This is a genomic window from Rhodococcus sp. ACPA1 (assembly GCF_002300195.1).
GTDB classification, from domain to species: Bacteria; Actinomycetota; Actinomycetes; order Mycobacteriales; family Mycobacteriaceae; genus Rhodococcus_F; species Rhodococcus_F opacus.
The window spans coordinates 585,494-597,647 of sequence record NZ_NSDX01000004.1 but is presented as its reverse complement, the minus strand read 5'-3'; the positions used below and the strand labels follow the sequence as shown (position 1 = coordinate 597,647).

At 66.9% G+C, this 12,154-nt stretch carries 11 protein-coding genes; 6 read left to right on the top strand and 5 right to left on the bottom strand.

Going from position 1 to position 12,154, the window contains the following annotated elements; genetic code table 11:
• Position 1: 1 nt before the first annotated feature.
• Together CJ177_RS20690 and CJ177_RS20685 are read right to left on the bottom strand one after the other, a co-directional pair.
• On the bottom strand, positions 2-646 hold the full coding sequence (locus CJ177_RS20690) for a GntR family transcriptional regulator (RefSeq protein WP_005237829.1): 645 nt from the start codon (positions 644-646) through the stop codon (positions 2-4).
• A 21-nt stretch (positions 647-667) separates the two neighbouring features.
• The gene (locus tag CJ177_RS20685) at positions 668-2,035 is read right to left on the bottom strand and encodes an MFS transporter (protein WP_095868488.1); all 1,368 of its coding nucleotides are present in this window, start codon (positions 2,033-2,035) and stop codon (positions 668-670) included.
• A 328-nt stretch (positions 2,036-2,363) separates the two neighbouring features.
• Between CJ177_RS20685 and CJ177_RS20680 the strand changes: the two genes are divergently transcribed.
• On the top strand, positions 2,364-3,977 hold the full coding sequence (locus CJ177_RS20680; protein WP_095868487.1) for an amidohydrolase: 1,614 nt from the start codon (positions 2,364-2,366) through the stop codon (positions 3,975-3,977).
• Between the two features lie 9 nt (positions 3,978-3,986).
• Here CJ177_RS20680 and CJ177_RS20675 read toward each other — a convergent pair whose 3' ends face one another.
• The gene (locus CJ177_RS20675) at positions 3,987-4,616 is read right to left on the bottom strand and encodes a TetR/AcrR family transcriptional regulator (protein ID WP_095868486.1); all 630 of its coding nucleotides are present in this window, start codon (positions 4,614-4,616) and stop codon (positions 3,987-3,989) included.
• Between the two features lie 164 nt (positions 4,617-4,780).
• On the opposite strand from CJ177_RS20675, the gene CJ177_RS20670 reads away from it, so the two are divergent.
• From CJ177_RS20670 to CJ177_RS20650, 5 genes are all read left to right on the top strand, one after another.
• Positions 4,781-6,286 (top strand): APC family permease, encoded by a 1,506-nt coding sequence (locus CJ177_RS20670; protein ID WP_095868485.1) that lies wholly within the window; start codon positions 4,781-4,783, stop codon positions 6,284-6,286.
• Positions 6,287-6,288: 2 nt separating this feature from the next.
• A complete protein-coding gene (locus tag CJ177_RS20665) occupies positions 6,289-6,594 on the top strand; it encodes a hypothetical protein (protein WP_095868484.1) in 306 nt (101 codons plus the stop codon).
• A gap of 42 nt (positions 6,595-6,636) precedes the next feature.
• On the top strand, positions 6,637-7,188 hold the full coding sequence (locus tag CJ177_RS20660) for a TetR/AcrR family transcriptional regulator (RefSeq protein ID WP_095868483.1): 552 nt from the start codon (positions 6,637-6,639) through the stop codon (positions 7,186-7,188).
• A gap of 128 nt (positions 7,189-7,316) precedes the next feature.
• Positions 7,317-8,912, top strand: coding sequence for a GMC oxidoreductase (locus tag CJ177_RS20655; RefSeq protein ID WP_095868482.1), 1,596 nt, complete (start codon positions 7,317-7,319; stop codon positions 8,910-8,912).
• A 190-nt stretch (positions 8,913-9,102) separates the two neighbouring features.
• Positions 9,103-9,408, top strand: coding sequence for a hypothetical protein (locus tag CJ177_RS20650; RefSeq protein WP_143548697.1), 306 nt, complete (start codon positions 9,103-9,105; stop codon positions 9,406-9,408).
• Between the two features lie 40 nt (positions 9,409-9,448).
• On the opposite strand, the gene CJ177_RS20645 is transcribed toward CJ177_RS20650, so the two are convergent.
• Together CJ177_RS20645 and CJ177_RS20640 are read right to left on the bottom strand one after the other, a co-directional pair.
• Positions 9,449-10,825 (bottom strand): L-serine ammonia-lyase, encoded by a 1,377-nt coding sequence (locus CJ177_RS20645; protein WP_095868480.1) that lies wholly within the window; start codon positions 10,823-10,825, stop codon positions 9,449-9,451.
• 4 nt (positions 10,826-10,829) lie between these two features.
• Positions 10,830-12,104, bottom strand: a complete 1,275-nt coding sequence (locus tag CJ177_RS20640) for an amidohydrolase (RefSeq protein WP_257014606.1) — start codon at positions 12,102-12,104, stop codon at positions 10,830-10,832.
• Positions 12,105-12,154: the final 50 nt, after the last annotated feature.

Here is a 12,154-nt window from a genome sequence, read left to right as displayed (position 1 = left end):
GTTAGATGTTCGGCCGTTTCATTGACTGCAGGGTGGTGTCGAGGTGTTCCCGCACCGCCTGTACCGCGGCGTGGGGATCGCCTGCCGCGATCGCGTCGGCGATGGCGCGGTGCTCGACGAGGACCTGCTTCTTACGGGTTTCGTCGGCCATCACGATGCGGATTCCCATCCGCATCTGACGGTCCCGCAGTGAGCTGTAGAAATTGTTCATCAGAGGGTTGCCGGCCGCGCGGATGATGGCCGTGTGGAATTCGAGGTCGTGCGCGATGAAGTCGACCGGGTCGGTGTCGTTCTCCTGGAGGTCCAGGAGAATGCGGAGCCGGTCCGGTACCAGGCCCGGCTGGGGCGCCACTTCGGTGACCGACCATTCCTCGACCACCCGGCGGGCCTGCATGATGGCTTCGACGTCGCTGTCGGACAGGGCCGGGATGAAGGCGCCCTTGTGGGGCACTCGCCGGATGAAGCCTTCGGCCTCGAGGCGTAACAGCGCCTCGCGCACGGGGGTTCGGGAGATTCCGGAGGACGCGGCGACCTGCGCTTCGGACAAAAACATCTCCTCGTCGCGGGGCAGGGTGACGATGGTGTTCTTCAGCCACTCGTAGGCCAGCTCCGGCGCCGTTGCTCCGGTGGTCTTCGATGTCGTCATGGCTTGCCCCTTCGAGGAGAGTCAGTAGTGGACGGACGCCGGCGTTTCCGGTGTCCGGGAGATGGCCTCGTCGCCCACGGCCGCGAGATCCACGGACTGCGTTTCCCGCGCGAGGAGTGAGGCGATCAGGGAGATGACTCCCATGGCTGCGAGATAGGCACCGATGGCGTATCCGGTGCCGAACCGGGTGTAGAGCGCGATCGCGATGATCGGGGCCAGCGAGCCGGCCAGGACGGACGCGAGGTTGTAGGCCAGCGACACCCCGGAGTACCGGACCTCGGTGGGAAACAGTTCGGAGAAGAACGCGCCGATCACGGCGCTGTAGGCCGCGAAGATCAGCAGTCCCACCGACACCGCGAGGGTGATCGCCGCCGGATTCTTCGTGTCCAGCAGCGCGAAGAACACGAACGCCCACACGATGGTGGCGGCGGACGCGCCGATGTAGATCGGTCGCCGGCCGATCCGGTCGGCGAGCACGGCGAACATCGGGATCGTCACCAGGGCGACGACCATGCCGATCATGACGGCGTTCAATCCGGTGCTGCGCTCGAGTTCGAGGATCTGGGTGATGTAGGTGATGACGAACAGCGAGAAGATGTAGAAGCCGGCGTTCTCGCCGAAGCGGGTGAAGGCCGCGAGGAGGATCTGGCGCCAGTGTCCCCGGACGGCCGCGGCGAGCGGCATGCCCGTCTTCTCGGCGGTCGCGGTTTCCCGGGACTGCTCGAACAGCGGGGTCTCCGCGACGTACAGCCGCAGCACCAGACCGATGATCACCAGCAGGGCCGACAACCCGAAGGCGATCCGCCAACCCCAGGACAGGAACGCGTCCTCCGACAGCGTCGAACCGAGGACGGCGAGCACCCCGGCCGCCAGCAGGTTGCCCAGCGGCGGACCGAGATTCGGCCAGGCGGACCAGAACGCCCGTCTCTTCGAATCGCCGTGTTCGGAGACCAGCAGGACTGCGCCACCCCATTCGCCACCGAGGGCGAAGCCCTGCACCAGCCGCAGAAGCACCAGGATCAACGGTGCGGCGACGCCGATGGACGCGTAGGTGGGCAGGAAGGCGATGAGGAAGGTCGACACTCCCATGAGCATCAGGCTGGCGATCAGGGTGGCCCGCCGGCCCTTGACGTCCCCGTAGTGCCCGAGTACTGCGGCACCGAGGGGACGCGCCACGAAGCCGACCGCGTAGGTGGCGAACGCGAGCATGGTTCCCACCAGGGGATCCTCGGTGGGGAAGAACAGCTTGTTGAACACCAGCGCCGCCGCTGTTCCGTACAGGAAGAAGTCGTACCACTCGACTGCGGTACCGGCGAGGCTCGAACCTGCAATGACGGGCAGGCTGGTGTGGGGTCTGCGATTGATAGATTTGTTGTTGGCGGTTGCCATAGTCGACTCCTAGGTCGAATCGTCGCTACGTGACGAGCTGCACGTCCTTGCGCCTACCTCCAAGTAGGCGACTCGAACGGTCGCGCAGATGGTGCTGCCTGGGCTCGGTGGCTGCTCCAACAGCTGCCGAGCCCGCTTTTTTTCTTGCCTCATCCGACTGTGAAGCCGATCACGAAAAGGCCGTACACCAGTTGTATACGACCGGTCTACGATTCGCAAGAGGGCGGCTGAACTCTCCGTTTCCGCCCCGCGACCGGGCAACTCTTGACGCCGGCCCGAGCACGACCTAGCTTAATCGAATCATATTCGATTAATTGAAGGAGGTGCCGTGGACGCCGAACTGCTCGTCGTTGGAGGCGCGGTGCGCACCGGTGATCCCGACCGGCCGGTCACCGACGCGCTCGCCGTGGCCGGCGGCCGCGTGGTCGCGCTGGGGGAGCGGGCTCGTGCCATGCAGTCGAGCCGCACCGAACTGATCGACCTGCGTGGGGGCGCGTTGTTGCCGTCGTTCGGCGACGGGCACGTCCACCCGCTGATGGGCGGGCTCGGATTGCGCGGTGCCTCGATCCGCGACTGCGGAAGCATCGACGAGGTCCTGCGCGAGGTGCGCCGGTGGGCGGACGAGAATCCCGGAGCCGGTTGCGTATTCGGGGACGGGGTTTCACCGACGCTCGCCGAGGGCGGGCGCTTCGAGGCCCGGTGGCTCGACAGTGTGGTGCCGGACCGGTCGGTGGTCCTGCGCACGATGGACCATCACACCGCGTGGGTCAACAGTGCGGCGCTGCGGTGTGCCGGACTGACTCGGGACACCCCGGACCCGGCAGGCGGAGAGATCGTGCGAACCGCCGACGGTGAGCTGCTCGGCACTCTGCGTGAATGGGGTGCGATCAATCCGGTTCTCGCACTGGTGCCGGAGGTGACCCTCGACGACCGGGTCGATGCGCTGGCGACGGTGTCGAAGATGCTTGCCGCCGCGGGCATCACGTGGGTGCAGGACGCGTGGACCGAACTCGACGACGTCGAGGTCTGGCTGACCGCCGCGGACCGCGGGCGACTGTCGACCCGTGCCAACCTCGCGTTTCGTGCCACCCCGGAGAGCTGGGAGGCCGACCGGGAGGCGTTCGCCCTGACGCGGCGGAAGGTCGAGGAACGGGGCGGCGACGCGGTTCGGGCGGGAACGGTCAAGTTCTTCGCCGACGGGGTGATCGAGGCCGGCACGGCAGCGCTTCTGGCGCCCTACACGGACTGTCCGCACTCCCACGGCATCAGCAACTGGACGACGGACGAACTGTCTCGGGCTGCGGCCGAAGTCGACCGGCTGGGTTTCCAGATCCACATCCATGCCATCGGCGACGCCGGTGTCCGCATGGCGCTCGATGCGATCGAGCATGTCGACCGCAGCAACGGTCCGCGTGATCGGCGTGCCACGATCGCGCATCTGCAGTTGGTCGACGGTGACGACCTCGACCGATTCACGTCCCTCGGGGCGGTCGCCAACTTCCAGCCGCTGTGGGCCCAACTCGACGCCCTGATGACGGAATTGACGATTCCGCGGATCGGGGACGAACGGGGCGCGCAGCAATACCGCATCGGAACCCTCACCGAGCGAGGTGCTCGCGTGGCCTTCGGCAGTGACTGGCCCATCACCGCCTACGAGCCGATCAAGGGAATTGCCACCGCGATCCACCGCCAGACGCCGTCCGGAATACCGACGGAAGGATGGCTGCCGCGGGAACGCGTCGGCCTCGAACGGGCCCTCGCCGCATATTCGGCGGGAGTCGCCTATCAGGGTTTCGAGGAGGACCTGTGGGGCTGTCTCCGGCCGGGAATGCGGGCCGACATGATCCAGCTGCCGGTCGACCCCTACGACCTGTCGTCCACGCGGGCGCTCAGCGAGCTTGCCGTGACCCGAACCTGGCTGGGCGGCGTGCAGGTTCACTGAGTCCCGGCGCTACCGCTGCACCGCGCCGCATTCCTGGAGAAGGTAGTGGAAGCCCGCCAGCAGAGCCGCCAGGCCGAGCTCGAACGCCTGCTCGGCCCTCTCCGGGCCGCGGGGTGCGGCGGCGAGCGCCCGGGTCAGGGCATCGTCGGTCGTCGTCGGATCCGCTTCGATCATGACCTCCGGCGCGGCCGCGTCCAGGGCGGCCCCCAGGAGAAAATTCTCGGCGGCGGTGATGACGGCCATGATGTGGTCGTCCGGGAACCCGGCGTCGCGCAGTCCGGCCGCCGCCGAGTGGTACACCGACAGCGAGCCGGGATCGCGCACCGTCTCGGTGGCCAGGAGGCGGATGGCGGTGGGGTGCCTGCTGAACGCTGCCCGATACGACCGGGCCCACTCGGAGAAGGCTTCGTCCCAGGGCAGGCGCTCGAAGGCCGATCCGTCGATTTCCCGGACGACGCGGTGGCGAACCAGTTCGACGACGGCCGCGCGGCCTTTGGCATGGTGATAGATCGACGACACCTGCACGTTCAGGTGCCGGGCGAGATCCGGCATTCTGAAGTCGCCGTCACGATCGACCAGTTCGAGCGCCGCCTCCGCGATGCGTTCGCGGTCCAGGCGTGCGACGCGAGGTCTGCCCATCGGTGCACCCACCTCTCCAATCGAAATTCATTCGATTATGCCCTTGTGGCGCCGGTCACAACGTTCTAGTCTAATCGAAACACATTCGATTAGTTCCTCGTCGCGTATCCGCGCTCCCGGGTTTCCCCGCCGCCGCGCCCGTGCCCTGACTGGAGAAGTTCCTCATGAAGAAATCCGTACCCCGACCCGTCTCCGGCACGCAGCTGGAGGGTGGCGCCCTCGGTACCTCCGGCATCGTGTTCTTCGTCGTGGCGGCTGCCGCGCCGTTGCTGGTGATGGCGGGGGTGGCTCCCCTGGCCCTGAACGTCGCGGGCATCGGGGCTCCCGGCGGGTACATCCTGGCCGGACTCGCGCTGGGCGTGTTTGCGATCGGCTTCACTGCGATGAGCAAGTACATCCACAACGCGGGGGCCTTCTACTCGTACATCTCGATCGGACTCGGCCCCCGATGGGGCCTCGCGGCCGCGGTACTCGCCCTCGTCTCCTACAACGCCCTCGAGATCGGGATCTTCGGCGCCCTGGGGTATTTCACCCAGTCCACCATGGCGGATCTGGTCGGGCTGGACCTTCCGTGGGGACTGTGGTCGCTGATCGGCGTCGGACTCGTCTGGTTCCTGGGGTCGCGATCGGTCCATGTCGGCGCACGGTTCCTGATCCTGCTGCTCACCGCCGAGACGGGGATCCTCGTCCTGCTCGCGGCCGCCGTGATTCTCCGGGGCGGCGCCGAGGGTCTCGGTGTCGATTCGTTCGCACCCGCCCACGTCTTCAGCCCCGGCCTGGGTGGGGTGCTGACCCTGGCGTTCGCCGCGTTCATCGGGTTCGAAGCGACCGCCCTGTATCGGGAGGAAGCGAAAGATCCCGCCCGAACGATCCCCCGGGCGACCTACCTGGCGGTCGCATTCCTCGGCCTCTTCTACGCCTTCATGGTGTGGATCATCATCCAGGCCTACGGCCCGGATCAGGCGCTCGCGCTCGCAGCCTCGGATCCCGCCGCCATGTACTTCGACGCCATCGAGAACTACGTGGGTGGCTGGGCGAGCACGCTCATGGAACTGTTGATCATCACGAGCATCCTCGCCAGCCTGCTCGCGTTCCACAACGCGATCACCCGCTACGCCTACGCGTTGTCGCGCGAGCACGTACTGCCCCGTTTCCTCGGCAGACTGCACCCGGTCTACAAGTCGCCGTACGTGGCGAGCGCCGTGCAGAGTCTGCTTGCGATGGTCGTGATCGTCGGATTCGCGGTAGCCGGCGCCGACCCCTACCTTCAGCTCCTGCTCTGGGTGAATTCGCCCGGCGTCGTCGGCATCGTCGTACTCCAGGCCATGGCAGCCGCAGCCGTTCTCGCTTTCTTCTGGCACGACCGCCGCGGGCATTCGGTCTGGAGGGTGCGCGTAGCGCCCGCCGCCGCCCTCGCCATGTTGAGCTACGCGACGTGGTTGATCGTGGCCAAGATGGACTTGCTCACGGCCGCAGGACCCGCCGTGAACACCGTCCTCGTCGCCGTCACACCGGTAAGCCTGGCGATCGGGCTGGTGCTCGGTGCGCGACTCGCGCGGCGCGATCCCGACCTCTTCGCGCAGCTGGGCACCACCGACGTGGACGCCGAACTGTCGGCCCCGCCCGAACAAATGAGCAACAGCCCGATCCAGCCCGGCAAGGCCACCTAGCCGTGCCTGCGCAGAAATCGGATCCGATGGAGGTGGACGTCCGGCGTTACCGTCGGTGGCGCGATCGACGCCGAGAAGCCGAACGCCATCGCGCCCGACAGCCGAGACCGGGCAAAGAGGTCGACGACATCCTCGACTTCGCCCGGGCCTGGGCGCCATTCGGCGGTCCCCCGGAGGAGGAGACCCTCGTCAACTTCGGAATGTGCCCGCGTCGATTCACCGAACGGCTCTGGCAGGTCATCGGCGAATTCGGCTGCGGCCGAGCCGACGAGACCGAACTGAAAAGCGCCTATCCGCAGCACGAATAGCGACGGTGCGGACCCATCGGGATCGTCGTCGATAATGGTCGCATGCGGTCGCGGAAGAAGATCTTGGACGCCACGCTCGACTTGATCGCGAGTGACGGCTTCGAGGGGGTCACCATCGCGGCGGCGGCGCAGGGTGCGGGCGTCACGCGACAGACCGTGTACTCCATCTTCGGGTCGCGGGAAGAGCTGGTGTCGCAGGCGATCGCCGGTCTCGCCGTCGAGGTGCTGGGCGGGATCCACTCCCGATCGAACGCCACCGACACCACGTGCGAGTACGTCGTCGAACTCATCGTCGCGGGCCGGGCCGCCGTGCGCGCGCATCCGGTGCTGGCTACCCTGCTCCAGGCGGAACGGGGCAACCCTGTCTTCGACACGGGCATGATGTCCCGCGCGAAACCCGTAGCGCGCGAACTGCTCGCGCCACTCGTCGAGCGCGACCCCGGCGTGGAGTCGAGCCTGGACGACATCGTGGAGATCGCACTTCGGCTGGCGCTGTCGGTCGTCCTCTTCGACGACGACGCCGTTCACACCGACGACGACCTGCGCCGGTTCCTCACCCGCTGGCTCTTGCCCGCGATGCCGTCCAGCTCGTAACGGCAGTCACAGTAACTTCTTGACACATCTGACTCAGAGTGTCTAGTTTGAGCTCGCTAAAAGAAATGCTCCACGCTGATCTTTCGACATCTCGCCGAGTGAGTCCGTCTGTGATCTGGGGGAAAGCTGTGTCTGCATTCAATCGCCGCTCCTTTCTGGCCGGGGCCGCTGCCGCGGGAGTTGCGTTGGCGAGTCCGCGCATCGCGCAGGCCGGGACCGGACTCGCGGGCCGCCGGACGACCGTGCCTCTCACCCGCGAAGATCACCGGGTCATCGTCGTCGGGTCGGGGTTCGGCGGCGGCGTCGCGGCCCTTCGGCTCGCGGAGGCCGGGGTGCCCGTTCTGGTGCTCGAGCGTGGAATGCGCTGGCCCACGGGGCCGGACGCGGAGACCTTCCCCCGCGCGACCGCCCCGGACAAGCGCATCCTCTGGTACCGGTCCAGTCCGCAACTGTTCGGTGAGCCGGTGGCGCTGGAGCCGTACACCGGTCTGCTCGAGGCGGTGCCCGGCGACAACATGACCGCACTGTGCGCGGCAGGCGTCGGCGGTGGTTCCCTCGTCTACCAAGGGATGACGTTGCAACCGGCCGAGGCCGTCTTCGACACGCACCTGCCCGAAGCACTCGACTGGGCCACCATGGACCGAGTTCACTACCCGCGGGTCGCGCAGATGTTGCGGCTCGCCGTCGCCCCCGACGAGTTGATCGACAGCCCGAATTACCAGGCCGCGAAGGTGTTTGCGCAGAACGTGCAGCGAGCGGGACTGCCCGTGTCGAAGATCCCGATGCCGATCGACTGGAACTTCGCGCTCGACGAACTCCGCGGCCGCATGAAACCCTCGTACACCAACGGCGACGGCGCCCTCGGGGTCAACAACGGCGGCAAGCACTCGGTCGACGTCACCTACATCGCTGCCGCGGAAGCGACCGGCCGGGTGACGGTGGAAACCCTGCACCAGGTCACCGATGTCGAACGCGCCCCGGACGGTCGCTGGACCGTGTACGTCGACCGGATCGATACGTCCGGCAACGTGCTCGAGAACAAGATCCTCACCACGAATGCCCTGGTGATGGCCGCCGGCAGCCTCGGCACCACCAAGTTGCTGGTGCGCGCGGCGGCGACGGGCCGGATCCCGGATCTGCCGGACGGACTCGGAACCGGTTGGGGAACCAACGCCGACCGAATCTATGTCTGGACGAGCCTCGAAGAAGAGTTCGGTGCTCCGCAGGGTGGCCCGGTCGTCTACGGCAGTTTGAACTGGGACGACCCCGCCACCGCCGTCACGGTCATCCAGGCGTCGATGCCACCACTGTCCTTCGACGCCCGCAGCACCATGCTCGTCGGATACGGAGTCAGCGACGGCCGTGGGAGTTTCGTGTACGACTCGGCCACCGACGACGCGGTACTGCGCTGGCCGAAGGACGGCGACGCCGTCATCCAGAACGGCCGCATCGATCCGATGGTGCGGAAGATCGCCGGGCCGGGAAGCCTACTCACGGACACCAACGCGCTGTTCCCCTCCACCTGGCATCCGCTCGGTGGGGCGTCGATGGGCTCGGTGTGCGACCTCGAAGGCCGGGTGCTCGGCCAGCGCGGACTGTATGTGCTCGACGGCGCACTGATGCCCGGCAACACCGCGGCCTGCAACCCGTCGATGACCATCGCCGCTGTCGCTGAACGCGCCCTGGACCACCTGGTCGCCCGCGACGTCGGAACGGTGATCTGACTCCTCGATACGACCGGAACCCGTTCCGTAACGAATCGTCGCCGGAATCGGACGTATCCGGGGAATCAGCACAAGGGGAGGAGTTCACGTGAGGCGAACAGTGCGAAGATCGATGATCGGTGTGCTTGCGGTGAGTGCGTGGATCGGGTGCTCCGTCCCGGCGTCTGCCGAACCACCAGACTTCGACGGCATGACGACCCTCCAAGTCCCTGGAACGATTGTCGGCTGGCCGTTGACCCGCGGGGGCGCGTTCTACAACCCCGTCGTCCACCACGGACACGGCCAGATCTATCCGACCCCGGATGGTTACGGATACGAGTTCCAGTGGATCAATCTCTCGACTGGAGCGTCCGGGTTCATCACCGACCAGCACCCCGACCGAGACGCGGTCACGACCGGCCCCGGCCAGGTAGTCGTCACCGTGACCGCGCACCTGCCGGACCTGCACGACGTGTTCGGCACTCCGAGCGTGGGCACGTTCTACGTGGAACCGTAGGCGCGAGGTCACGGCGAGAAATCATGCGACTACGTCGCACCTAACATTCCGTGACGTTGACAGCCAATCCGCCCATCGACGTCTCCTTGTACTTCGACAGCATGTCCATGCCGGTCTGGCGCATGGTTTCGATGGCTTGGTCGAGGGACACTCGGTGCGTCCCGTCGCCGTGCATCGCGATCTTTGCGGCGTTGACCGCCTTCACGGCGGCGACCGCGTTCCGTTCGATGCAGGGAATCTGAACGAGTCCACCGACCGGGTCGCAGGTGAGACCGAGGTTGTGTTCGACCGCGATCTCGGCGGCGTTCTCGACCTGTGCCGGTGTGCCGCCGAGTAATTCGGTGAGGGCGGCGGCAGCCATGGAACAGGCGGACCCGACCTCGCCTTGGCAGCCCATCTCGGCCCCCGAGATCGACGCCCGGCCCTTGATGAGTGACGCGATGGCGCCGGATGTGAGCAGGAAACGGACGATTGCGTTGTCGCGTTCATCGCCGGTGCCGACCGTGGGGACGAACCGCAGTGCCCAGTTGAGCACTGCCGGTATCACGCCGGCGGCGCCGTTGGTGGGTGCGGTCACGACGCGTCCGCCGCCGGCATTCTCCTCGTTGACGGCCATCGCGGCGGCGCTGAGCCAGTCCATCGACACCGAGTGGTCGGTGCCGATCAGCCGTATCCGTTCGTACAGGCCGGGTGCGCGGCGTTCGACTCCCAGCCCACCGGGCAGGCGGCCGCGGGTGTGGAAGCCGTGACGGATGGACTCGCTCATCACGTTCCAGATTTCGAGCAGATATCTCTGCACGTGGTCGGGGGAGCGGGTCGCGCACTCGTTCTGCCACATCACGTCACTGATCGCGAGGCCCTCGCGAACGCAGATGTCGAGTAGTTCCTCTGCCGTGCCGAACGGCCAGGGGACCGAGGGTGTTTGGGAGCGGGGCGCGCCGTCGCGTTCGACGAACCCTCCACCCACCGAGTAGTAGGTCGCCGTGTGGGCGGGTGGTGCCGGGTCGCTGTGCGGGGTGTCCGAGTGGGCCGTGAACCGCAGGGTATTCGGATGCCGATTGCCGGCGTCGTGCAGGTGCAGCGCGATATCCGAAGTGGTGAAACGTAATTCGCAGTCCGGACTCAATCGCAGTGGAGAGCCGGCCTCGATCTCGGCGACCCGCGACCGTGCGTAGTCGGGGTCGATGGTGTCGGGCGCATTGCGCTCGAGGCCGAGGAGTACCGCCCCGAGGGTTCCGTGCCCACGGCCGGTCGCGGCGAGCGAGCCGTACAGGTCGACTTCGAGTCGGGAGACCGTGCCGAGGCCGGAGTTCTTCACCTCGTCGACGAACATCGAGCCCGCCTTCATCGGGCCGACGGTGTGCGAGCTCGACGGGCCGATTCCGACCGAGAACAGGTCGAAGACGCTGGTCACCACACCTCTACTCCGCGAGATGGGCGGCGGCCCGAGCGTCGTCGTCGTGGTCGACCATCGTGGCGCCCGCGGGACGCTCGGCGGCGCGGCGCAGCAGGTGTTCGCGCGTGCCCGGATCCGACGCCACGTCGACGATCGTCCACGCGAGTGCGGTCGCCCCCGTGATGGCGCAGTCGTCGCCCGCGTCGGAACCGGCCGCTCGTTCGAACTCCACGGTGTGCGGCGGACCCGCTGCACCATCGAGTGTGATCATCGGGTGAATGCTGGGAACGACCCGTGAGACGTTGCCCATGTCCGTCGAACCGCCCGACCCGTCGTGCCTGTCCACCACGGGAAGTCCGGACAGTTCGATGTTCGCGTCCCACGACTGAGCGAGGAGCGGATCCTGGCGGATGCTGAGGTACCTGGGTTCGGTGCGCCCGTGCTCCCAGGAGCAGCCCGTTGCGATGGCAGCGCCTTCGAGGCAGGCCAGCACCCGCTGTTTGGCGTCGATCATCTCCTCCAGGTTCTGCGACCGGACTTCGATGTCGAGGCGCGAGTACCCGGGGACGATGTTCGTCACCGTGCCGGCGTCGGAGGTGATCGATGCGACGCGGATCCCGTCACGCAACTGCTGGCGCAGTAGACCGATGGCGACCTGTGCGAGGGTCGCGGCGGCACCGGCGTTGACGGCCTCATGCGGGGCTGCCGCGGCATGGGCGGCCCGTCCGGTGAACTCCACGACGAAGCGGTCGACGCATTGCATGACGATCTGCGACGTGCGCACCTGGGTGTCGCTGTTCGACGGATGGACCATGGCCGACATCACGGCCGATTCGAACGCTCCCGCACGCATCAACGCGATCTTGCCGCCACCGTGCTCCTCGGCGGGGGTACCCAGGACCACGAGTTGCACGCCGAGATCGTCTGCGATCGGTTTCAGGGCGAGGGCCGCGCCGACGGAGATGGCGGCGATGACGTTGTGGCCGCAGGCATGTCCGAGCCCCGGCAGCGCGTCGTACTCCGCGCACAATACGACGCGGAAATCGCCGCTGCCGTACACCGCCTCGAACGAGGTCTCGATGTCGTACGCGCCCCTCGTGACGTCGAATCCTGCGGATTCGAGTTCCGTGGAGATGCGTTCGCACGCGAAGTGTTCGGCGAAGGCGAGCTCCGGCTGTGCGTGGATGTCGCGGCTGAGCGCGATGATTCGTTCACGCTCCTCGGTGATGGTGTGCGCGGCCGATTTCTTCAGGAGCCGGTTCGTTTCGGATGCGGTGGTGATGTCGTCGACTCGCGTCATCGGTGATCGACCTTCCAGTCGTCGTGGGTGTTCTGCTGTGTCATCGCGTT